The sequence below is a fragment of the Jejuia sp. G7-7 genome (assembly GCF_055808955.1).
Map to the genome: position 1 here is coordinate 1,740,039 of NZ_JBVVSZ010000002.1, position 23,425 is coordinate 1,763,463.

Consider the following 23,425-nt stretch of genomic DNA (forward strand, 5'->3'; position numbering starts at 1 on the left):
TACAACTTATGAATAAAAATATAGAGCTACAAGATTTAGGTTTTAAAGACTACAAAGATACTTGGGATTACCAAGAATCATTGTTTAAAGCTATTGTTGATATAAAAATTAAGAATAGAAGAGCAAATGTTTCACTTGAAACCAAAAATCACTTTTTATTTGTAGAGCATTCGCATGTTTATACATTAGGTAAAAGCGGTGATTTGTCAAATCTATTATTAAATGAAACACAGCTTAAAGCGAAAGGAGCCACATTTTATAAAATAAATAGAGGAGGGGATATTACTTATCATGGTCCTGGACAAATTGTAGGCTATCCCATTTTAGATTTAGATAACTTTTTTACAGATATACATAAGTATCTCCGTTTTTTAGAAGAAATGATTATTCTTACTCTTGCTGAGTATGGTTTAAAAGCAGAGAGAAGTTCTGGGGAAACTGGAGTATGGCTAGATGTAGGTACACCATTTGCTAGAAAAATATGTGCTATGGGAGTTCGTGCCAGTAGATGGGTAACTATGCATGGTTTTGCGTTGAATGTAAATACAGATTTAGGTTATTTTGATAATATTATTCCTTGTGGCATTAGAGGTAAAACAGTTACTTCTTTAAATGTTGAATTAGGGATAGAAAAAGTAGATGAAGCTGAGGTTAAAGAAAAACTATTGAAGCATTTTTCTGAACTATTTGAGGCGGAGTTCATTTCCAATTGTTAAATATGAAAATAAAATTTGGTCTTAAAATAATACTTTTAATTTGTAGTATCATTATAGTAGGGCTAATAAGTACAGGGCTTTATGTATTAGTTTTTGTTGAAAATCAAAAGTTTGAATATAGTATGCTTCTATTGTATCTAGTTCTAATTTCCGGAGGTTTAAGTATTATATATCATATTAAGACTTTAAAGTATTACAAGAAAACATCAACCTTCGAGGTTTTAAGTGGAGCTTTGTTTTGGATTGGAAACATATTGTTTTCAATATCACTTTTTTGTTTTTCATTGTATCTCTTATATTCTTTGTATTTAGTTTATGGAAGTTTTGATGAGCCAATGAACTCAACACTTACAATTCCTGCTTTAATCTGTTTGTTTACATTGCTTCTGGGAGTGTTTTTAGCTCTAGAAGAAAGTAAGCTTTACAAGTACATTCAAAATTATGAAGAACAACAATTTGTGGATTCAATTGATGACATTATAGGGCGTCAAGAAGATGATTTTGAATAATAATTTTAAAAAAATATTTAATACTTCTCAGGTACAAAAGTTTGGTAATTCATTGGTGGACGAACATAGCCTTCATAATCAGGAAGTTCTGGAAGATTCACAGGCATAATGTTCATTTTTTCATAAGGAATTTTACTTAAAACATGACTAATACAATTTAAGCGTGCTTTCTTTTTATTATCTGAATTTACTACATACCAAGGAACTTGCTTAGTATCAGTATGCGCAAACATATTGTCTTTAGCTTTAGAGTATTCAAGCCATCTAGAGCGCGATTCTAGGTCCATCGGGCTAAATTTCCAACGTTTCAAAGGGTTTTTAATGCGATTTTTAAAACGTTTTTCTTGTTCTTCATCACTAACCGAAAACCAATATTTTAAAACTATAATACCTGAGCGTACCAACATGCGTTCAAACTCTGGGCAAGATCTTAAAAACTCTCTGTGTTCTTCATTTGTACAAAAGCCCATCACTTTTTCTACACCAGCTCTATTATACCAACTTCTATCAAAAAGTACAATATGTCCTGCAGAAGGTAAATGCTCTACATAGCGCTGAAAATACCATTGTGTTTTTTCTTTTTCTGTAGGCACACCTAAAGCAACGACTTTACAAACACGAGGATTTAAAGGCTCTGTAAAACGTTTTATGGTGCCTCCTTTTCCAGAAGCGTCCCTGCCTTCAAAAATAATGACCACTTTTAATCCTTGGTTTTTAATCCATTCTTGGAGGTGAACTAATTCAACATGAAGCTTTGCTAGTTCTTCATCATAATTAAAATTATTGTTACTAGACATATTTGTGACTGATTTAAATAGATACTCAATTTAAGAAAAAAGAAAAAGAGTTGGCTACTTTGTGTAAATTTTAAAGTTAGAATATCTAGCAGATCTAGTGTACATATGCCGCAATCCGACATTACCTTTTTTAATAGCTTTGGTATTCGAAAGACTCCAAGAGAAAGTTTTAGTCACTTTCTCTCCTTTTACTTTAAAGTATAGTTTGCTTCTGGTTTTTATTACAGTTATTCTATATATTTCATTTGTATTAAATAAGCCCGAATCAAAAATTGCTGGAGTTATTTCAGTAGTTGTATTAAAATCTTTACCAGTTAGTTTAGGGTATTGTCTCACTCTTATGTATTCATTATGCTCTTTGTTAAATGCAGCATAACTTATATGTAGCGTTTTCATATTATTAAAATAGGTTTTCATAGAGGGAATCGTTCTTTCTTTCCTCCATTTAAAAATATTTTGCTTGTATGGTTTTACTCCCATAGCTTGAATGTATAAAATGTTTACCCAAGAGGTTTTAGAATCTGTTCTTGTATAATTGTATTCTATTTTTATATCGCCTTTAAAACGTTTTTTTGTCCAAAGTACAGCATGGTTAGCGTCATTTTTTTCAATAGGGCCAGCACTAAAGATCATACCTTTATTAGACATTTCAATTTTTGCGAGTTTTCCATCTAAAAACCAATTATTCTCCCAGTTTGTTGTACAGCTATCACTTAATTTTAAGTGCCATTTTTTAGAATTGTTTAGTTTTTTAAAATCATGATTTTCTTGCGAGTAGCTTTCGAGTAAAAAGAAGACTGCAAATACAATTTGGATTGTTTTTATCATGAATTTAATTTTTAACAATTAGATATTATGAATATAAACTTAGAAATAATTCTTATTTAAAAATAGTTTTTCTTGAAAAGCAGACTTCAATTTGTTCTCAAAGGAGAAACTTTAACAAAAACCACTCACTTAAAACTCAACATTGAAGTTATTCCAATAAAAAAGTACAATAAACATTTATTTTTGAAATAAAAAATTTAGTAATTATGAAAAAAATATTTACACTATTAAGTTGTTGTTCTATTTTTATTTGTTTTTCACAAGATTGGGTTGGAATAGCTATTCCTGCTGATCCTGGATTAGGATATGAATGGGAATTAAAGGAAAATGTTTCTGATGATTTCAATTATTCTGCTCCAGCTTCAAGTAAAGGAAGTACTTTTTTTAATAAGTGGGATGATTTCTACCATAACACATGGCAAGGTCCTGGGTTAACAACTTGGGCTAGAAATCACTCTTTGGTTGAAGGAGGTGAATTAAAATTGATTGCTTCTCGGTATTTATCTAATAGAGTTAATGCAGGAGCTGTACACTCAAATAATACGGTTGTTTATCCAGTTTATGTTGAGATTAGGGCAAAGATTATGAACTCTGTTCTGGCAAATGGAGGTTGGATGTTAAGTCCAGATGATACTCAAGAAATTGATTTTATGGAAGGGTATGGTGCTAATTGGTCAGCAAGTCAAGGTACAAATCAAACATGGTATGCCGAGAAAATGCACATGAGTCACCATGTGTTTATTAGAGACCCCTTTCAAGATTGGCAACCAAGTGAATTTGCAAATAACACCGGTAATCCTTCTCCGCATCCAACGTGGATAACTAGAAATGATGGTGCTGGAAATATTAATTGGAAAGACGAATACCACAGATATGGCGTGTATTGGAAAGATCCAACGCATTTATACTATTACATTGATGGTGTTTTAGTAACACAAAGAGAAGGGATGGAACAGATAGATCCGGTGTATTATACAAATAGTGTAAATCAAGGAGATTCAAATAACGATACAAGAACTGGGTTAAATAAGCCGATGGATATATTGTTTACAGTAGAAGATCAAGATTGGAGATCTAATATGACGCCACCATTAACACCAACTAATGCTGAATTAGCAAATACAAATAATCACACATTGAGAGTGGATTGGATTCGAGTATATAAACCAGAAGCTATTGCATCAATAGATGAATGGTTTTCTAAAAACTTAAAAATTTCCCCAAATCCTTTCAATGATAAAATTCAACTAGAGTCTGAAGTAGTTTTAAGCAAGGTTGAATTGTACTCTATTGATGGCACGAAAATTTTAACAGAAGTAAATATAAACAGCCTGAGACATTTAATTTCTACAGAAAATTTAGCATCTGGGCTTTATATTTTAAAAGTAGAGAACCATAATGAAGGTTGGGCTTACAAGAAAATTTTAAAAGACTAAAAAGTATAGTATTTTTTGGTCATAAAAAGCTAAGTCTCAAAAGCTTACCTTTTTTAGTCTTCAGCATTAAAAAACACCTTGTAATAATGCATTTTCTTTTCGTCATCATAACCGCGTTCTAAATACTCAGAAGAAGCATCTGGTGCATCAATATCCAATTTAATTTGAATATTGGTGTCCAGTTTAATATCGGTTTTAATCTTTCGTTTTTCTTTGTTTACTACAGCTTCTGCTAAATCAAACTGATTTCTAATCACCAAACTTTGTTCGCCTTCAAATTCCTTTTTATAATTGTCGAATTCTCTTTTGTGTTTGTCTTCTTCAAATAATTCATCTTTAAATCGCTCAACGTTTACAATTTCATTTTCTTTAAAGAAGTCAATTGTTTTTGCTAAAAATATATTTTGTTCTTGTGCTCCGTAACTGGTTTTCAAAATTTCGGTTGAAAAGTCTTTACATAATTCAATATATTGTTGCGTATGGTTGTTAGCATCATCAGCATATTTAATATTTAGAAAATGATTGATCCAATATTGTGCATCATAGCTATTATTATCTACTGTAAAAATAATGTTGCCCTCTACATCACTTTGATTTAAAATTAAACAGCCTTTATCCACTTTTTTGGAGTTAATGCCTTTTTGAACCAAAACATCATAACTATTGTTTTCTAAATATGTTTGAAAAAAGTTGACTTTACTTTCTATTTTAAAGATACCGATGGCATTTGTTGTAATCTCTCTAAACTCAATACCTTCAAATTGTACAATTAAAACATCTCCTGTTTTTATTTGTGCTGAGCTTGATTGCTCATATAAGTGCATAACGATATGTTTTGAAACCTCAATGAAAGACGCGTCACTATCTTCATTGAATAATTGTGCAGCATAACTATTAATTTCATTAAGGGCAACATTGGCATGATGATTAAAACGATGACTCCGAACTAAGCTTCCAAAAGGTCTTAATAAAAATGGCAACATTAAATCGTAACTAGCTTCATCAAAGTCTACTAACTTTTCAGAAAAAGCATTTTTTGTGTCGTTAAATTTATTACCAACTTTATGTATGATGAATTTTGAAATTGAGGCGTTTTTTCTTGAAATCATGTGTTTGTTATTAAGACTACAATACTATTAAAATTTGATGTAAAAAAAGGACGCCAAAGTATAAACTTTGACGCCCTAGATTCGAGGACTTGAATTTTGGTGGTTAAAATTATTTACTAAAGCTTGTAAGCTGTGAGTATCCCATTAGTTTTCCTTTTTTATTATATGTTTCTGTTTTTACAACGCCAACACCTTCTGCAATCCATTCTTTAATTGTAAATGAAGTTTTTATACCCATTTTCATTTGTGAATCATAGCTTAAAGCAAAACAATTATATGTTCCTGCTGGTGTGGTTACAGATTCTTTAGCATCTACACTTCTGTTTACCATATCTATTGTCATGTTCATTTTCATTCCACCCATATCTAAGGCTATAACTAGATTTGCGTCTTTTAATTTTTTGCCTATGTCTAAATCGTTTGGTAACTCTATGTTTGTACCTGAAACATCCATATCTAGATCTTTATATTGCTTTAGCATGTCTGCATTTATCATTGATTTAAAATCGATAGATATGCTATTGCCAACACATTCTATTTGGTAAGACATAGTTGTGATTTCTTTCCCTTTGTCATCAAATACTGTTGTTTCGATTGTAGCGGTATTACCATCAATTTCAGAAACATGATATTTAACTGAGCCTTCTTTTTTGCCTTTTTTATTATAGTTGGTCATTTCAAATTTAGTACCCTCTTTAAAAGGATAATAAACACTACAGGCATTTTGACTAACACCTGAAATGCTTACCAAAAAAGCACAAATTAAAATTAATAATTTCGTTTTCATAACATTATATTTTTATAAATTCTACACGCCTGTTTTGAGCTTTCCCATCACTTGTGCTATTATCTCCAACGGGCACGCTTTCTCCTTTACCATCTGTTTCAAGTCTATTAGACGAAATTTTATAGATATTTATTAAAGCATCTTTTACAGCTGCAGCACGTGCTTTAGAGAGTTTTAAATTGGTATCATTAGAGCCATCGGCATCGGTGTGTCCAACAATGTTTAATCTAATACTTTCATCTTGCATTAAAACTTGAGAAATTTGACGTACAATTCCTAAAGATTGTGGTTGAATGTTTGCAGACCCAGAATCGAATAAAATACCATTGGTAGATATTTTTCCTTCGGAAAGTAATTTTCGTCTTAAATCTACTCCACCTTCGGCTACTTTTAAATTTTTAATAAAGATGCGCTCTTTTCCATCTTTAAAACTAGTAGCGTTAAACTTTATGAAATTAACACGATGTTCTAAAGACATCATGCGAGGTATATCGATATATTTTTTTTCATTTACCCAAACACGATAGCGTTGTTTGGTAACTGCAATAGAAATATGTGGTTTGTTTAAAACCGCTTTTCTAATATCTGCTTTAACCCCATTATTAATACCACCACCACCACGATTTATAATGTTTTGTACTCTAATTTCAACAGGGATGTATTGACAAAATGGAATACTGGCTTTGGCGTATGTATGGCCATGAGTAAACTTGTCGTTATCACTTAAGTAAACATGAAGTCTGGCAGTTGATGATGTTTTCTTATCTACGCCTTTTAACAAAACATCAAATTCTACGGTATAATCTTCTGGTAAACTTTTAACATCAGGAATGTAATAGTTGCCATACCCTGATACAAGTCCAAACCACTTTTCTTTGTTTATAGAAACTACTTCTCCACCACCATTGGTGTTCCATTTACTTGGAAAATCGCCAATAAAATCTTGAGAAAAATCATCAAAAAACAAAAGTTTGTCTCCAGGTACAAAATCATATTTACTGTAAATTTCTAGATTATCAGAGATGTTGGAATCTTCATTAGTGTCTTCTTCTGAATCATTATCATCATCATTGGAAGAATTATTGTCGTCAGATGAGTTATCGTCATTAGCTGTCGTTTCTTCAGAATCTTCCTCTTTCTTATCACGTTCTCGCTGACCAAGAAGTAACTCTTTTGCAGTTTTAATACTATATTTTAACGCCTTTTTAGCTTTATTAATTTGTAGTGTTGCTTTGGCCTGTTTCAAAACGCTAATACCATCTATATCTCCTAAGATGTCTGGAGCGCTATCGCTTAAACCTTGTAAATCATCTAAAGCTTCTTCTAAAACGTCGATATCTTCATCGTCAAGAGGAGTGCCAGCTTCAGCATAACCATCGTATTTGTATACTTTGTCATAAATATCGAAAGATTCTTTAACAAATCTATCTACACTAGAAACCCCAACACGACTTTTTGGCCTTTTTAGTTGCTTAGTTTGTGCATTTAATGATGGAATTAGAAACAGAAATAATGCTCCAAAAACAAGAATGTTTCGTGCATCTTTGTGAAATCTCATTTAAATATGTTTGATTAATAGCGAGATAAAGATAGAGATTAGTTTTTTACCTACAAAAATCTTCTCGCTTTTTAATCAACATTAAAATGTTAATTATATGGTTGTTTTCAAAACTAATTAATTTGGTAAAGAATAATTATGTTATTATCACCTTTTACAACAAATTCTAAATAGTTATCGCGATCTATATTATCTAATGCCATTGAAGAATTACCGTAAACAGGAAAATTAGGTCTTAATTGTCCTTGACTATCATAGAGATATACTTTTTTAGACTGTAAATCGGTAATAGAAATATAAATTTTGTTATTGATGTAGAAAATTTGTGGTCTAGAATAGTTTCCGTAATCCAGTTCTAAAATCCTGCTTTTTATTCCTAATTTATTATCATGAAAAGTAACGCGAGTTTTACTTGTAGTTTCTAAGTTATGATTTGAAGATAGATTGAGATTAACTTCTGAGGTATTCCCTCTTGCATCTATACTAATTAATTTCCCATTACTACTAGTGGTAGTGAATTTTTTCTGATACAGAAAAACCGGTTCTTTGGATAATTCACTTTTTATTTTTGGAGTTAGTCTGGTTTTTCCAGTTCTATCTAAGATATAAAATTTGCTTTTTGTTTTTAGTGTTAAATAATCTTTGGAGCCAATCCTAAAATGTTTTGGCTGACTTATGATAGTGCCATTTGCAGCTTTAAATGTAAAGCCTTTTACAGTTTTTCCTTTAACATCATAGAGAAGTACATTTTTACCTTGAGTAACTAACAAACGGTATTTTTTCTTTTTGTCATAATCGAAAACAGAAAGCGGTTGAGTGATTTCATCATTAAATTTTAATGGAAACGGCACAACAGTTCTTCCTTTTCGGTCCAGCACATAAACATGGTTTGGAGTTGCAAATGCAAGTTGTAGTCTGCCGTTTTTGTAAATATCTATTTGTTCAATAGCACCTAAAATAGCACCATTTAATTGCTTTTTCCAAAGCACTTTTCCTTTGTTAGAAATTAAATAGAGGTTGTTATTTATATCTTGAACAACTATTTCTTTTTGTTCTGTGATATGATTTTTCACAAATTGAGGCGTGTTTAACACATCTGCATCAAGTTTTATATTGAATACTTCAGAAATTGAATTTAGAACGCTTTTCTTTTTACTTTTTATTAGTGCTCCATGTACATGAGCAAAATTAGAATCATAAATAAACTGAATTGCGGAAACCGTGTAGCCTTTTAAATTAACTTTTAAATCTTCTTCTATATCTTTGGCGATTATTTTTTCTAAAAATCCTGGTTTTGAAACTAGTAACAATGAACATGCACTACTCAAGTTTTTGTTAAGTTCTGTATAATAGGCTCTGTTGCTTATTGTGGTTTTGTTTTGGTAATTGGCAATGATGTTTTGTAGTTGTTCAATTGAATTGGAAAATATAAAGTAATTGTCTATTATACAATATTTAGAGGTTTTTACATCGCTAATTAACGGTTTGAATGTATCTGTAAATAAGTTCAATTGTGAGAAATCAAAAATTGAAATATCTCTGTAAGTTTCAGCTTTATTTTGTTCGGAAAGTAACGCGTCTTGAGTTGCAATAACATCCAAGGAATTTAAAACTATAGCACGTTGATTACCCTCATAAATCAAACCTACTTCAATAATATTTTCAAACAATTCATTTTGAACTAATATTGAATCCTTATTATGATAACGGTTGAGATTTGCGTTGAAAACCCCAAAATTATCGAACGTAAAACTAAGAAACCCATCGCTATTGGATGGCGTAATATACTGTGTTTGATTTTCTTGTGGTACGGTATTTTTAAAAATTTCAAGAATCTTATTAGAGGAATCTGCAGATTTTGCAATTCCATTAATAAAAATATTGTCTTGAATTATTTCAGTATCTAAAGTCAAAAAATCGGTAAGTTCACTTGTTTTTAAATTGTCTTCTATAAAAAACGAGGGTGCAAAAGGGGTATTCGTTTTTAGCAGAACAGATAAATCTTCGTTTTTGCTAGATACAGCATACATTTTTTCAAATTCAGAATTTTTTTCCGATGAGATAAAAAGATTGTCAATATTTTTTTTAGATGAAGATAGTATAAAGGTACTATCTATAATTGCACTATAAAATTTATCATTACCTAATGTAGACTTGGAAATACTTTTGTTTTTATAATTCAGAACTTCCTCAATATAATTCTGTAATGAATCTGTTTTAAAAAGTGCATCAGAATATTTAGTAATAAGAGTGTATTGAATGCTGTCATTTTCAGATTTTGAAAAACAAATTAATACTTCTTCATCTGTTTCTAAATGTGATAATGGTTTTAAACGAAGCTCTAAATTTTTATAATTTGAAGTTGTAGAAAGGCTGTTAAAAAACACATTGTTGTCTATGCTATTTTTAAGACTTTCAAGGTTTGTTGATTTTATGATAAGTTGAGAATTTTCTGGAGCAAAATCAATAAGCTGGCTACGTTTATTTTTAGTGTTAGAACAACTGAAAATTAGAATAAGTAGGAGGGAACAATAAAAAAATCTCATGGATTAAGCAATTTTCTGCTAAAATATAAAACTTATAAGTTAAGTTTTAATTGTTCTGGCAATAATCTAAACGATTTTCTATGGTATTTTGTAATGCCATGTTTTCTAATAGCTTCTCTGTGTTCTTTAGTTGGGTAGCCTTTGTTTTTTTTCCAGTTATACATTGGATATTCCTCATGAATCCTATTCATGTAAGCGTCACGAGAAGTTTTTGCTAAAATAGAAGCCGCAGCAATACTTAAGTATTTACTATCTCCTTTTATTATGGTTTCATGAGGTACTTCAAGGTAAGGCTTAAAGCGATTTCCGTCAACAATAATAAACTCAGGCTCAGTATTTAGTTTTGCAATAGCTTTATGCATTGCTAAAATAGAAGCATTTAGAATATTTATTTTATCTATTTCTTCCATGAATACATGAGAAAATGCAAATGCTATAGCTTCATTTTCAATAATTGGTTTTAATATATCACGTTTTAATTCGCTTAATTGCTTGGAGTCATTAAGTATATCATTCTTAAAATTATCAGGTAAAATTACTGCTGCAGCGGTAACTGGTCCAGCTAAACAACCTCTACCAGCTTCATCTGTACCGCATTCGTAAGTGTATTCTGATTTTTTTATCTTTAACATGCATCAAAAATATTAAAATTGATATAAATGATAAATATTATGCATACATAGTATTTTTTTAATTTTTAATGAGGATTGTTTAATTTGCATTGAAGAATAATTACATATTTTGTTTTTTTGTTAAATTTTTGCTAATACATTGGAGTTATTTCTAACAAAATTCAATGATTTAAACGTTAAAAATTCATTTTGGACAATAAATTTTAAGCCAAATCTTTGTTTCTTTAAGATAATATTAAGAAATTCGTCATCGACTAACTCAAATAATTATTTATATGAAATTAAATTTGACCTGGTTGATGACGTTATTATTGACGTTTTCAATTCAATTGTTCAATGCTCAAGAAAGCAGAGTTACGGGAACAATTACAGATGCAAATGGTGTGCCACTTGATGGTGTAACTATTATTGTTGATGGTACTAACAGAGGTGTAGTTTCAGATTTTGATGGAAACTATGCTATTAATGCCAAATCTGGCGATGTACTAAAGTTCAGTTTTATTGGTATGGAAACTCAATTGGTTACTGTTGGTGATAGTAAAACCATAAATGTTGCTTTAAAAGAAGATCTTGAAAGTTTAGATACCGTAGTAATTACTGGGTATCAAAACGTAAAGCGAGAATTGTTTACTGGAGCATCTCAAACCATCAAAGCTAAAGATATTAAGCTTGATGGAGTTGCCGACATCTCTAGGTCATTAGAGGGACGAGCTGCTGGTGTAAGTGTTCAAAATGTAACAGGAACATTTGGTGCTGCACCTAGAATTACCATTCGTGGTTCTTCGTCTATTTTAGGTGATACAAAACCAATTTGGATCGTGGATGGTGTAATACAAGAGGAAATAATTAATATTTCTGTTTCAGATTTAGTCTCTGGAGACCCGAATACACTTTTAAGTTCAGCAATTGCTGGTCTGAATCCTTCTGATGTGGAAAGTTTTGAGATACTTAGAGATGCATCAGCAACTGCATTGTATGGTGCGCGTGCATTAAATGGTGTTATTGTAATTACTACCAAAGCAGGTAAGAAAAATCAAGTGCCAACATTTAGTTATAATAGTGAGTACTTGGTAAGGGATAGACCACGATATAGCCAATTTGATTTATTAAATTCACAAGAAACGATTTCGGTTTATCGCGAATTGGAGCAGAAAGGCTTTTTAGATTATCCTTCAGTATTGCAAGGACGAAATGGTGGTATTTATAATATTAGAGCTACTGCAATTAATAATTTTATAGAATCAAACGGTGCCTATGGGTTAGAGAACACACCTGAGGCTAGAGCGGCGTTTTTACAACAATATGAGTTAGCCAATACAGACTGGTTCAAAGAATTATTTAGAATGACGCCAACCCAAACGCATAATATAAGTTTCTCTAGTGGTAGTGAAAACTCAGCTACATATGCTTCGTTAGGCTATTTTACTGATCCAGGATGGACTATAGCTGATAGAGTAAGGCGAATAACATCAACATTGCGGAACGATTATTATTTGAATGACAAGTTAAAGCTATCGTTTTTATTACAAGGAAATATTAGAAATCAAAACACGCCTGGAGCACAGAGCAGGGAACAAGATGTTGTTAATGGTGCATTTGCTAGGGATTTTGATATTAACCCTTTTAATTATGCCATTAGTACTAGTAGAGCGTTAAGACCTAGGGATCAAAATGGCAATTTAGAGTACTACAGAAATAATTGGGCACCATTTAATATTATCAACGAAATAGATAACAATTATTTAAAACTTAATGTATTTGATATTAAATTTCAAGGTCAAGCAGATTATAAGATTAATGAAAACCTGACCTATACTTTTCTTGGATCTGCACGTTATGTAACTTCCAATGGAGAACAGGGTGCAACAGAAAATTCTAATGTTGCAGGCGCTTACAGAGCAGACGAAACTAATATTGTAAGAGAAGCAAATACGTTTTTATATACAGATCCACAAGATCCTAATGCGCTACCAGTAGTAGTGTTGCCATTTGGTGGAATATTAACAGATTCAAAGAACACACTTACAACTTACACGTTCAGGAATTCATTAAACTATTCAAAGATATTTAATGATGTTCATGGTGTAAACGTTTATGCCACACAAGAATATAGACATGCGGATAGGTCTCAATCTTCATCTACAGGTTATGGTTATCAATTTTCTAGAGGTGGAGCCGTATTTACAGACCCTGCAATATTTGATAAAGCGTTACTTGATGGTAACGATTACTTCTTTTCACAGGAAACACGTCAAAGAGAGGTGTCTTTAGCTATTCAGGCTAGTTACGACTATAATAAAAAATATGTATTGAGTTTAACTGGTAACTATGAAGGTTCTAATAGGGCAGGTCAATCATCTTCAGCAAGATGGTTACCAACATATTCAGTAGCGGGTCGCTGGAATATACACAAAGAAGGGTTTTTAAATGACTCAGAAACAATATCTAGTTTGGTGTTTAGACCAAGTTATGGGGTTTCGGGTTTAATTGCAGATGCTGCAAGTAACAATCTAGCTGTATTTCAAAATTTAGTAACTGATAGATTAAGTCCAGATGATAGGGAAAATTACATTGATATTGTTGACCTTCAAAATGCTGACCTCACTTATGAGCGAACAAAAGAATTAAATTTAGGATTTGAACTTGGTCTTTTTAATGGTAGAGTCCAAGCGGTTGTAGACCTTTATTCAAGAAAAGGTATTGATTTAATTGATTTAATTAGAACTTCAGGTATTGGCGGTGAGTTTTTAAAACTTGGTAACAATTCTGAAATGGATACCAGAGGTATAGAATTTCAATTAAACACAATAAATATTGATAATAGTAATGGAGGTGATTTTAGGTGGTCATCTGGTTTTAATATCTCTCGCATTGAACAAGAAATCACGAAGTTAAGACAGCAGACTAATGTTTTTGATTTAGTGTCAGGTACTGGTAGGGGTAATGCAATAGGATTTGCTCCTGGCTCTATTTTTTCTTTTGATTTTAAAGGATTAAATGAGTTTGGATTGCCAACTTTTAATTTTGGCGAGGGTGTTGATGAATTTGGTGGTGTTGATTTTCAAGATACTGAAAATGTAACAGATTATCTGGTACACGAAGGACCAACACTTCCAACTTTAACCGGAGGTTTAGCAAATAATTTTAGATATAAGAATTGGGACTTTAGCTTTTTTATCTCGTTTTCTGCGGGTAATAAAATACGTTTAGATCCTTCATATTCTGCTATATATTCAGATTTAAGTGTTTTCCCGAGACAATTTGTAAATAGATGGTTGCTACCTGGAGATGAAGAATTTACTAATATTCCTGTTATAGCATCCAATCAATTAATTGAAACTGATGGAGAAAGTAGAAATAGAGTTATTAGAGCATACAATGCTTACAACTACTCTACTGAGCGAATTGCAGATGGAGATTTCATTAGAATGAAGAATATAACACTAGGCTATTCATTTCCTAGTCAAACACTTAAACAAATTGGGCTTTCCAATTTGAGACTTTCTTTGCAGGGGACTAATCTGTTTTTATTATATTCAGATGATGCTTTAGGTGGTCAAGATCCTGAGTTTGCCAATTCAGGTGGTGTTGCTTTTCCAATCACAAGACAATTCACTTTTTCTCTAACTGTTGGTTTCTAAATTTTTGTTATGAAAGTATTATATAAATTACAATTAAATAAATTATTGTTGCTGATAGTTCTAGGAATTACTTTTTCATGTGATGATGTGTTAAGCGAAATTCCAGATAATAGATCAGCAATAGATTCTGAAGAAAAGATAGCCGAACTTCTAGTAGCGGCTTATCCACAGGCATCGTATGTGTCTTTTACACAACCTATGTCTGATAATGCAGCAGATAAAGGTCCTGATGCAATAAGGAACTCGCGTATCAATGAAGAAATGTTTTTTTGGAGAGATATCAACGATATAGATGAAGATACTCCAACAAATTATTGGAATGCAGCCTATAAAGCTATAGCGCATGCAAATCAAGCACTTAGTTCTCTTGAAACACTTGAGTCTGGTCCTGCAGGTATTAATAGTGCATTAAAAGGTGAAGCTCTAATTTGTAGAGCTTATGCACATTTTATGCTAGTGAATATATTTGCTAAAGCTTATGACCCCAATACAGCTAGTACTGATTTAGGAGTGCCTTATGTTACAGAACCTGAAACTGTACTTTTGCCTTCTTACAGTAGAGCTACTGTTCAAGAGGTATATGATTTAATTGAGCAAGATATCGTTGAAGGATTGCCATTAATAGAGGATATTTATCAAGAACCTGCTTACCATTTTACAAAAAAAGCGGCTAATGCTTTTGCAGCAAAGTTTTATTTAAACATAGCCGAGTGGCAAAAGGTGATAGATCATAGCACAGTTGCTTTAGGAAACGGTGGTGCCAATGTGCTACGTATAATTAATACCCCTCAGTATGAAAGGCTTACTTATGATGAGTTGAGTGTTGGTTATTCGTCATCAACCGAACCTGCAAACCTATTACTTGTGTCTGGTCAATCCTTATATGCAAGAGACTTTGCTTTACTTCGTTATAATCTTGCCCCACAATTAACTTCTGAAATATTTTTTGGTAACAACGGAACAAACTCAACTTGGGCTATTCGCGTTTTTGGTACAGATATCGCAAATAATGTTCCAAAATATGAAGAATATTTTAGAGTAACCAATCAAGCATCAGGTACTGGTTTTGCTTATTCAACGTTTGTTTTATTAAGTACAGATGAAGCCTTATTAAATAGAGCTGAAGCTTACGCTATGTTAGGTTTAAAGTCAGAAGCATTGTCAGATATTAATTTGTCATATTCTGTAAAAACCGATGCCTATAATGAGGCTAATAATGCGTTGTCAGAATCAGATATAGAAACAAGATTTGCAGTCAGCGATCCTAATTTATACACGCCTTATTATACAATACCTAGTGATGTATTACCATATATCAATGCAATTTTATATCAAAAGCGAGCTATATTTCATGATGAAGGGGTTCGATGGTTTGATGTAAAGAGACATCATATTGAAGTCGTTCATTTTGATTTTAGTGGTAACGATTATGTATTAGGTAAAAATGATAATAGAAGAGCCATACAAATACCAACAGACGCACAGTCATTTGGTATTCAAGAAAATCCAAGATAATTTAAAAAAACAAAAATATAATGAAAATTCATTTTAAAATATTGCCAATTATTCTACTAGCTTCCGTTGTGCTGTTTATTGGATGTGACAATTCTAAGGATAGTATTACAGAAAGTCAAATTGATACATCTACCCCTATACTCAATGATTTAGATATTTATCTTCGTGAAAACTTTGTAGGACCTTACAATATAGATATTCAATATAAATGGGATGTTAATGATACAAGTGTAAACAGATATTTACATCCTTCTTACGAAGATAATGTTGAGAAAATTGCCGAAGTACTTTTGGATGTATGGATTGCACCTTACAATACTGTAGGTGGAGAGAACTTTATTAAGAATATAGCACCTCGAGAGTTTGTTTTAGCAGGTGGTTTCAATTATAATCCAGGTGTACCAACCATTACACTTGGTATTGCAGAAGCTGGAGCAAGAATTACGCTTTTTAATTTAGATGAGTTAGACTTTTCAAATATTGTCTATGAAAGTGATGTAATAGGTTCAGATGATGATTTTGATGTTCAAAGAAGTGTTGTTGGTCCTATTAGTACAGTTCATCATGAGTATGGTCATATTTTAAATCAGAATATTCCATACGACCCAGCTTTTGATGTTATTAATCCGGGTGGTTATACAGCGCAATGGTTTAATCGTACAAATGAAGAAGCAAGAAGTTTGGGGTATATTACCAATTACGCTTCCAACCAATCTAGCGAAGATTTTGTTGAAATGATTGCTCAAATGCTTATAAGATCCAGAGAACAATGGGACGAATTAATTAATAATATTGGTGTTTATAATCCTGATACAGAATCCTATGAGGTGGATGGGAATGGTAATAGAATTATTAATACAGCAGCTATTAACATAATTAGAAGAAAAGAGCAATTAGTTGTGGAATATTTTTCTCTGCAGTATGGTATTGATCTTTATGAACTACAAGGATTAACCTATCAAGCTCTATTAGATTCTGTTAACGATTAAAAAAATGTTATGAAAAAGTATATTAACTCACATTATTGGATTTTATTTTTGTCATTTTTGTTTATATTGTCTTGCGACGATGAGATTGTAGAAGCTACGTTTGATAGCCCTCCGGCACTCAGAGTTCAAGAAAGCGTAAATGAACTTAGAGAATTATTGATTGCGCAACCAAATGGTTTTAAAGCTACTTATTTTACAAAGAATGATGAACGAGGTGGCTTTACATTTTACATGCAATTTAATGCGGATGGTTCTGTTAGACAGACTTCTGATATTCTCAATGGTGATTTTGATATTCGTACATCATCTTACGATGTTAGATTTAATGTAACTACTGAACTTGTTTTTACATCACGTAATCATATTACTGAAGCTTCAAGTCCTGTTGCAGAAGATCCAGATGGCGAACCTGTCGAAACCGGAACGGGTTATGCTGGCACTAATAACTTTCAATTTTTTAATGTTGACGATGAAGGCGTAATTTATTTTAGAGATGTTAGAAATAGAAGTACAGCTTCTTTAAAATTAACCCCTACTAATTTTACCGATTTTGATTCTCAAAGTGTACAAAGTGTACAACAGAGTTATCAAAGAAGGTTAAATTTTGATGATTGTTCATCGGGAATTTTCTCTTTTATGCAAGTTACATCTGGTAGTGGGATTACAAATTATGATCTTAATTATAATGGATCCACATTATACGCAGAGCCAGGGTTTTTTGAGGAAGATGGTTCTCTTTCAGAATTTGATATGGGCATTCTTTTTACAGAAGATAGTATAATCATAAGCCCAGCCCTAGAAGTTGATGGAGAAGTGTTGGAAGAATTCTTTTTAGATACAAGTTCAGATGTACTTCAATATACAGCAGATCAAAACGGAGTTACTGCTATTATTGGTTATTCCGCAACGCCCATTAGGCCTATTTTGGGATACCAAGAATTATCAGATTTTCTTATTTTACACAACCCTTTTTTAAATTCTTTAGGTAGTGACTTTGCTCCGGATTTAACAAACCAATGTTTCGTTGACCTAATAACTGATTTGAATGCTTCTATAACTTTTATGGATGTAACAAGGATTGATCTATATGACTTAGATACAGAATCTGCTACGCTATTAATTGGAACTAGCATTGGTAATGCATTCTATGACATTAGTAAAGAGATTACAGATAATAAGGTATATTTAGCTATAACAGGAACGGGAGTTCCTCAATGGTTTACGGATGCAGTACAACCACTTCTAGATGTTATAGTAGATCCTGAAGGTTTGTATGTAGATCAACCCACGACACTTGATGCGTTTAGTAATCCAATTTTTACGTTCACACCAGCAAGTAACACATCTATTAAATATAGTGCAGTTGCTTTATAAATTTTGGTCTTAAGAAATATATTTTTAAAGAGAAGGTCGTTTAAATAGTTTTTAGACGACTTTTTTTACATATGCTATAAACTTTATTCTTTATAATGATATAAATTATAGAAAGGTCTCTGTTCTTTTCTCCGGAACAAATTTTAGTTCATTATTATTTGGAGTAGATTCTGTAGTTGCTGTTGCTGGTATGATAATTACTAATAACGGATTGTCAAACAGTTTAATTTTTGTAATAAAAACTATATTTCAGCCACTAATAGGTTATACATGATTAGTTTACAAGGCTTTTATTTATATGAATGGTAGTTTAGAAGGTTTAGGGGTTTCTGCTAATAGAACGTTTTAATGATTAATTTTGCAGACTTAACCATGAAATTAAATCATTGAAATAAAGAATTTAATTATAATAAAAAGTTCGTAACAAATTGAGAACTTTTTTGATTGAATTAATTAGAATTAAAGTTAATTTTTTAAAAATAAATAATTTTCTCATTTTTCCACGTTATCATATTTTGTATTTACATTTGCAACGTTTTAAGATTTTATGCAGAAGTTAGTTTACGTTTTATTTTTTATTTGTATTTCACCGGTTGTTTTTGGGCAAACTGTTCCTGAAAAAATACAACAGATTAAGGAAGTTGATACCCTGTCAATTACTGCCCAAGATAGTACCACCATAAATACTAGAAGACAAAAAATCAAAAAGAAGGGATTGTTAGATAGATTGGATCCTGAAGATGAAGAAAAAGAAAAAAAAGCCAAAATTGAAGATTATTTAATCATATCTCATAAAAACGATACCACCTACGTTGATACCACATTAACCATTCAAAAAGAATATAAATTCAATTACTTAAGACGAGATAATTTTGGGTTAATGCCGTTTTCAAACCTTGGACAAACCTACAATAGTTTAACCTATAATTTTGAAAATACTAATCTTTTGCCGAGTTTTGGAGCAAGAGCAAGACATTTCAACTACATGGAAGTTGAAGATATCTATTATTACAGAGTGCCAACACCATTAACCGAACTGTTCTTTAAAACAGCTTTTGAACAAGGTCAATTAGCGGACTCATTCTTTACTGTAAATACCACACCACAGTTTAATTTCTCAATAGCCTACAAAGGTATGCGCTCGCTTGGGCAATACCAGCATATTTTAACAAGTACAGGTAATTTTAGGTTTACAACAAATTATAAAACTAAAGATGATAAGTACAATATGCGGGGGCACATTGTAATGCAAGATTTGTTAAACCAAGAAAACGGTGGGCTACAAACAGATTCGGCCCAAAATTTTGAATTAGGTGTAGATGAGTTTTTAGATCGCTCTATTTTAGAAGTCAGTTTCGAAAATGCCGAAAACATCTTAAAAGGAAAACGTTTTCATTTAGATCATAGTTATAAATTTTTTAATAAAGTAGTCAAGAAATCACTAGCAAAAACACTAAACGATTCTACTTCAAAAACTAAACTAGAACTAAAACACATCATATCATTCGAAGATAAATCTTTTCAATATGATGAAAGTAGTAGAGCAAACACCACTTTCTTCGGAGATGCATTTTCAAGTTCAGGTTTCAGAGAGCGCGTAACATTAGAAAAACTATACAATCAATTCGAATTACACTATTTAAATAATGCATTAGGAGATTTTTATGTAAATGTAAGCAATACCCATTACAACTATGGTTATAATAAGATAGTAGTGTTAAATGATGAGACCATAGTAAATAGGTTAAAAGGCAACGTAAATGCTATAGGCGGAAAATATCATAAATACTACAGAGGTTTTAATATAGAAGGCGAATTAGGTGTAAATATAACAGGAGATTTTACAGGAAATTATTTAAAAGCCGAAGCATCATTCAATTTTGCCAAAGACATTTTAGCAAAAGCGGCAATCAATCACAATTCAAAAGCGCCAAATTTCAATACATTGCTCTATCAAAGCAACTATCAAGATTACAATTGGCAAAACAATTTCAATAATATAGAAACTCAGCAACTAGCATTTCAAATCAAGTATAAAAAAATAGCAAACCTAACGCTAGACTTTTCTACAATTTCAGATTATGTCTATTTCAAGCAAGACGAAAATCAAACCACTACCCAATCCATAAAAGCATTCCAAAACAATGCAACCATTAGTTACTTAAGAGCCAAGTTAGAAAACGAAATCAGCGTTGGTAAATTTGCATTAAACAACACCATATTATATCAAAACGTAAAAGACGATAATAATGTTCTTAACGTACCGCAACTAACCACCAGAAACACGCTTTATTATAGCTCACATTTATTTAAAAAGGCCATGTATTTGCAAACAGGAGTAACCCTAAACTACTTCACAGAATATTATATGGATGGCTACAACCCCGTTTTAGCAGAATTTTACACCCAAACCGATAGAGAGTTTGGAGGCTTCCCAAGGTTAGACTTTTTTCTAAATGCCAAAATAAGGCAAACACGAATCTTTCTAAAAGCAGAGCACTTCAATTCCGCATTTACTGGCTACAACTATTACTCAGCACCTAACACACCTTACAGAGATTTTACCATAAGGTTTGGCCTAGTCTGGGATTTCTTTCTGTAGTATAATTTTTAATTGGTTACTCCCTATAGGGTCTAGCTATCCGCTTCAAGTCTTCGCACGTCGTTTGTCATGCTGTGGGCTTTCCACTACTATTCCTAGCGTGTGCAATTTTATAAAAACTATTTTCAATATAAGTTCAGCGATTATCTATATTATTACATAATAGAGAGTAGTGCATCAAGTCAAAATGAACATAAAGTTTTTTTAGGTACATATATTAAGGAATAAGTTAAACCATCAAGATATCATTGTGCCTTGGCGCCTTGGTGTGAGCAAAAAAGCAGGGCAACTTTTGTCACCCCACTACCGTTAGTGAGCTCTAGACCATAAAATCGAGTCTAATATATCCACAGACTCTCATAATACTCCACTAAGGTTCAGTATTGTTAATAAAAGTTTTCTCTATAAATAACAGAAAAAGAGGGAGTTAAAAGCGTGTTTAAAAAAAGATAAAAAAAGGCAAAAAAAGTCATTGTGGAACTAAAAAAGGATAGTATGTTTGCAGCCGCTAAAAACAGCAGTAAAGTTGAAAAGCGAAGTTCTTATAAAATACGATTTAGATTAAAGAAAAGGAGTTAAGATTTTTTTTCAAAAAAAAGATTTAAAAGTATTGTGGGAATAAAAAAAGGGTTTTATATTTGCACCCGCTTAACGAGGAAACGAGTTAAGAAAAGAGAGAAATAAGTTCATAAACATATTGAATTGACAGCGTAAGATTTTAATTGGAAACGATAAAAATCAACAAAGAGAATAGACCATTTTGAGTACTAGAGATTCTAATTAGTTGTTAAGCAAATAAGTCATATAAGACTTAAAAATTTAACGATGAAGAGTTTGATCCTGGCTCAGGATGAACGCTAGCGGCAGGCCTAACACATGCAAGTCGAGGGGTAACATAGAGTGCTTGCATTCTGATGACGACCGGCGCACGGGTGCGTAACGCGTATACAATCTACCTTTTGCTGAGGAATAGCCCAGAGAAATTTGGATTAATGCCTCATAGTATGCAGAGTTCTCATGAACATTGTATTAAAGGTTACGGCAAAAGATGAGTATGCGTCCTATTAGCTAGATGGTAAGGTAACGGCTTACCATGGCAACGATAGGTAGGGGCCCTGAGAGGGGGATCCCCCACACTCGGTACTGAGACACGGACCAGACTCCTACGGGAGGCAGCAGTGAGGAATATTGGACAATGGAGGCAACTCTGATCCAGCCATGCCGCGTGCAGGAAGACTGCCCTATGGGTTGTAAACTGCTTTTATACAGGAAGAAACATTACTACGTGTAGTAACTTGACGGTACTGTAAGAATAAGGATCGGCTAACTCCGTGCCAGCAGCCGCGGTAATACGGAGGATCCAAGCGTTATCCGGAATCATTGGGTTTAAAGGGTCCGTAGGTGGATAATTAAGTCAGAGGTGAAAGTTTGCGGCTCAACCGTAAAATTGCCTTTGATACTGGTTATCTTGAATCATTATGAAGTGGTTAGAATATGTAGTGTAGCGGTGAAATGCATAGATATTACATAGAATACCAATTGCGAAGGCAGATCACTAATAATGTATTGACACTGATGGACGAAAGCGTAGGTAGCGAACGGGATTAGATACCCCGGTAGTCTACGCCGTAAACGATGGATACTAGCTGTTGGGCTTCGGCTCAGTGGCTAAGCGAAAGTGATAAGTATCCCACCTGGGGAGTACGTTCGCAAGAATGAAACTCAAAGGAATTGACGGGGGCCCGCACAAGCGGTGGAGCATGTGGTTTAATTCGATGATACGCGAGGAACCTTACCAGGGCTTAAATGTAGATTGACAGGTTTAGAGATAGACTTTTCTTCGGACAATTTACAAGGTGCTGCATGGTTGTCGTCAGCTCGTGCCGTGAGGTGTCAGGTTAAGTCCTATAACGAGCGCAACCCCTGTTGTTAGTTGCCAGCATGTAAAGATGGGAACTCTAGCAAGACTGCCGAGTGCAAACTGTGAGGAAGGTGGGGATGACGTCAAATCATCACGGCCCTTACGTCCTGGGCTACACACGTGCTACAATGGTAGGGACAGAGAGCAGCCACTTCGCGAGAAGGAGCGAATCTATAAACCCTATCACAGTTCGGATCGGAGTCTGCAACTCGACTCCGTGAAGCTGGAATCGCTAGTAATCGGATATCAGCCATGATCCGGTGAATACGTTCCCGGGCCTTGTACACACCGCCCGTCAAGCCATGGAAGCTGGGAGTGCCTGAAGTCCGTCACCGTAAGGAGCGGCCTAGGGTAAAATCGGTAACTAGGGCTAAGTCGTAACAAGGTAGCCGTACCGGAAGGTGCGGCTGGAACACCTCCTTTCTAGAGAAAGACGACTGATTAAGTATCTATAACTATTATGAA

Annotated in this window: 15 protein-coding genes and 1 rRNA gene; 9 read left to right on the top strand and 7 right to left on the bottom strand. The window is 32.9% G+C overall.

The genetic code is table 11. From position 1 onward, the window contains the following. Positions 1–8: 8 nt before the first annotated feature. Together lipB and AC0L5U_RS18255 are read left to right on the top strand one after the other, a co-directional pair. Entirely contained in the window at positions 9–716 is a 708-nt protein-coding gene (gene lipB, locus AC0L5U_RS18250) for a lipoyl(octanoyl) transferase LipB (RefSeq protein WP_473417863.1), read from the top strand. A 2-nt stretch (positions 717–718) separates the two neighbouring features. Continuing rightward, positions 719–1,225 carry a hypothetical protein gene (locus AC0L5U_RS18255; protein WP_473417865.1) on the top strand — a complete coding sequence of 169 codons (507 nt, stop codon included), beginning with the start codon at positions 719–721 and terminating at the stop codon, positions 1,223–1,225. Positions 1,226–1,242: 17 nt separating this feature from the next. Here AC0L5U_RS18255 and ppk2 read toward each other — a convergent pair whose 3' ends face one another. Then, the gene (gene ppk2 / locus AC0L5U_RS18260; protein WP_473417867.1) at positions 1,243–2,022 is read right to left on the bottom strand and encodes a polyphosphate kinase 2; all 780 of its coding nucleotides are present in this window, start codon (positions 2,020–2,022) and stop codon (positions 1,243–1,245) included. Positions 2,023–2,076: 54 nt separating this feature from the next. After that, positions 2,077–2,850, bottom strand: coding sequence for a DUF1961 family protein (locus AC0L5U_RS18265; RefSeq protein ID WP_473417868.1), 774 nt, complete (start codon positions 2,848–2,850; stop codon positions 2,077–2,079). A gap of 206 nt (positions 2,851–3,056) precedes the next feature. Here AC0L5U_RS18265 and AC0L5U_RS18270 point away from each other — a divergent pair, with 206 nt between their 5' ends. Continuing rightward, the gene (locus tag AC0L5U_RS18270) at positions 3,057–4,286 is read left to right on the top strand and encodes a T9SS type A sorting domain-containing protein (protein WP_473417869.1); all 1,230 of its coding nucleotides are present in this window, start codon (positions 3,057–3,059) and stop codon (positions 4,284–4,286) included. Positions 4,287–4,339: 53 nt separating this feature from the next. Here AC0L5U_RS18270 and AC0L5U_RS18275 read toward each other — a convergent pair whose 3' ends face one another. From AC0L5U_RS18275 to AC0L5U_RS18295, 5 genes are all read right to left on the bottom strand, one after another. Then, positions 4,340–5,395, bottom strand: coding sequence for a nucleoid-associated protein (locus AC0L5U_RS18275; RefSeq protein ID WP_473417870.1), 1,056 nt, complete (start codon positions 5,393–5,395; stop codon positions 4,340–4,342). A gap of 109 nt (positions 5,396–5,504) precedes the next feature. Beyond that, positions 5,505–6,182, bottom strand: coding sequence for a TapB family protein (locus tag AC0L5U_RS18280; RefSeq protein WP_473417871.1), 678 nt, complete (start codon positions 6,180–6,182; stop codon positions 5,505–5,507). A gap of 4 nt (positions 6,183–6,186) precedes the next feature. Continuing rightward, on the bottom strand, positions 6,187–7,740 hold the full coding sequence (locus tag AC0L5U_RS18285; protein WP_473417872.1) for an OmpA family protein: 1,554 nt from the start codon (positions 7,738–7,740) through the stop codon (positions 6,187–6,189). Positions 7,741–7,853: 113 nt separating this feature from the next. Next, positions 7,854–10,286, bottom strand: a complete 2,433-nt coding sequence (locus AC0L5U_RS18290; RefSeq protein WP_473417873.1) for a ribonuclease HII — start codon at positions 10,284–10,286, stop codon at positions 7,854–7,856. 32 nt (positions 10,287–10,318) lie between these two features. Next, the gene (locus tag AC0L5U_RS18295; RefSeq protein ID WP_473417874.1) at positions 10,319–10,918 is read right to left on the bottom strand and encodes a ribonuclease HII; all 600 of its coding nucleotides are present in this window, start codon (positions 10,916–10,918) and stop codon (positions 10,319–10,321) included. Between the two features lie 275 nt (positions 10,919–11,193). Between AC0L5U_RS18295 and AC0L5U_RS18300 the strand changes: the two genes are divergently transcribed. From AC0L5U_RS18300 to AC0L5U_RS18325, 6 genes are all read left to right on the top strand, one after another. Next, entirely contained in the window at positions 11,194–14,559 is a 3,366-nt protein-coding gene (locus tag AC0L5U_RS18300) for a SusC/RagA family TonB-linked outer membrane protein (RefSeq protein ID WP_473417875.1), read from the top strand. A 9-nt stretch (positions 14,560–14,568) separates the two neighbouring features. After that, positions 14,569–16,074, top strand: coding sequence for a RagB/SusD family nutrient uptake outer membrane protein (locus tag AC0L5U_RS18305; RefSeq protein ID WP_473417876.1), 1,506 nt, complete (start codon positions 14,569–14,571; stop codon positions 16,072–16,074). Between the two features lie 20 nt (positions 16,075–16,094). Beyond that, the gene (locus AC0L5U_RS18310; protein WP_473417877.1) at positions 16,095–17,063 is read left to right on the top strand and encodes a substrate import-associated zinc metallohydrolase lipoprotein; all 969 of its coding nucleotides are present in this window, start codon (positions 16,095–16,097) and stop codon (positions 17,061–17,063) included. A gap of 9 nt (positions 17,064–17,072) precedes the next feature. After that, positions 17,073–18,437: a DUF4302 domain-containing protein gene (locus AC0L5U_RS18315; protein ID WP_473417878.1), complete on the top strand. Its 1,365-nt coding sequence runs from the start codon at positions 17,073–17,075 to the stop codon at positions 18,435–18,437. A 547-nt stretch (positions 18,438–18,984) separates the two neighbouring features. Then, entirely contained in the window at positions 18,985–21,039 is a 2,055-nt protein-coding gene (locus AC0L5U_RS18320; protein ID WP_473417879.1) for a putative porin, read from the top strand. An 822-nt stretch (positions 21,040–21,861) separates the two neighbouring features. Continuing rightward, positions 21,862–23,383: ribosomal RNA gene (locus AC0L5U_RS18325) — 16S ribosomal RNA — on the top strand. Positions 23,384–23,425 lie beyond the last annotated feature (42 nt).

What these genes read in the sequence shown, in the direction of transcription:
- lipB (WP_473417863.1), top strand. Translation starts at nt 9, where the DNA reads ATGAATAAAAATATAGAGCTACAAGATTTAGGTTTTAAAGACTACAAA.
- AC0L5U_RS18255 (WP_473417865.1), top strand. Translation starts at nt 719, where the DNA reads ATGAAAATAAAATTTGGTCTTAAAATAATACTTTTAATTTGTAGTATC.
- ppk2 (WP_473417867.1), bottom strand. Translation starts at nt 2,022, where the DNA reads ATGTCTAGTAACAATAATTTTAATTATGATGAAGAACTAGCAAAGCTT.
- AC0L5U_RS18265 (WP_473417868.1), bottom strand. Translation starts at nt 2,850, where the DNA reads ATGATAAAAACAATCCAAATTGTATTTGCAGTCTTCTTTTTACTCGAA.
- AC0L5U_RS18270 (WP_473417869.1), top strand. Translation starts at nt 3,057, where the DNA reads ATGAAAAAAATATTTACACTATTAAGTTGTTGTTCTATTTTTATTTGT.
- AC0L5U_RS18275 (WP_473417870.1), bottom strand. Translation starts at nt 5,395, where the DNA reads ATGATTTCAAGAAAAAACGCCTCAATTTCAAAATTCATCATACATAAA.
- AC0L5U_RS18280 (WP_473417871.1), bottom strand. Translation starts at nt 6,182, where the DNA reads ATGAAAACGAAATTATTAATTTTAATTTGTGCTTTTTTGGTAAGCATT.
- AC0L5U_RS18285 (WP_473417872.1), bottom strand. Translation starts at nt 7,740, where the DNA reads ATGAGATTTCACAAAGATGCACGAAACATTCTTGTTTTTGGAGCATTA.
- AC0L5U_RS18290 (WP_473417873.1), bottom strand. Translation starts at nt 10,286, where the DNA reads ATGAGATTTTTTTATTGTTCCCTCCTACTTATTCTAATTTTCAGTTGT.
- AC0L5U_RS18295 (WP_473417874.1), bottom strand. Translation starts at nt 10,918, where the DNA reads ATGTTAAAGATAAAAAAATCAGAATACACTTACGAATGCGGTACAGAT.
- AC0L5U_RS18300 (WP_473417875.1), top strand. Translation starts at nt 11,194, where the DNA reads ATGAAATTAAATTTGACCTGGTTGATGACGTTATTATTGACGTTTTCA.
- AC0L5U_RS18305 (WP_473417876.1), top strand. Translation starts at nt 14,569, where the DNA reads ATGAAAGTATTATATAAATTACAATTAAATAAATTATTGTTGCTGATA.
- AC0L5U_RS18310 (WP_473417877.1), top strand. Translation starts at nt 16,095, where the DNA reads ATGAAAATTCATTTTAAAATATTGCCAATTATTCTACTAGCTTCCGTT.
- AC0L5U_RS18315 (WP_473417878.1), top strand. Translation starts at nt 17,073, where the DNA reads ATGAAAAAGTATATTAACTCACATTATTGGATTTTATTTTTGTCATTT.
- AC0L5U_RS18320 (WP_473417879.1), top strand. Translation starts at nt 18,985, where the DNA reads ATGCAGAAGTTAGTTTACGTTTTATTTTTTATTTGTATTTCACCGGTT.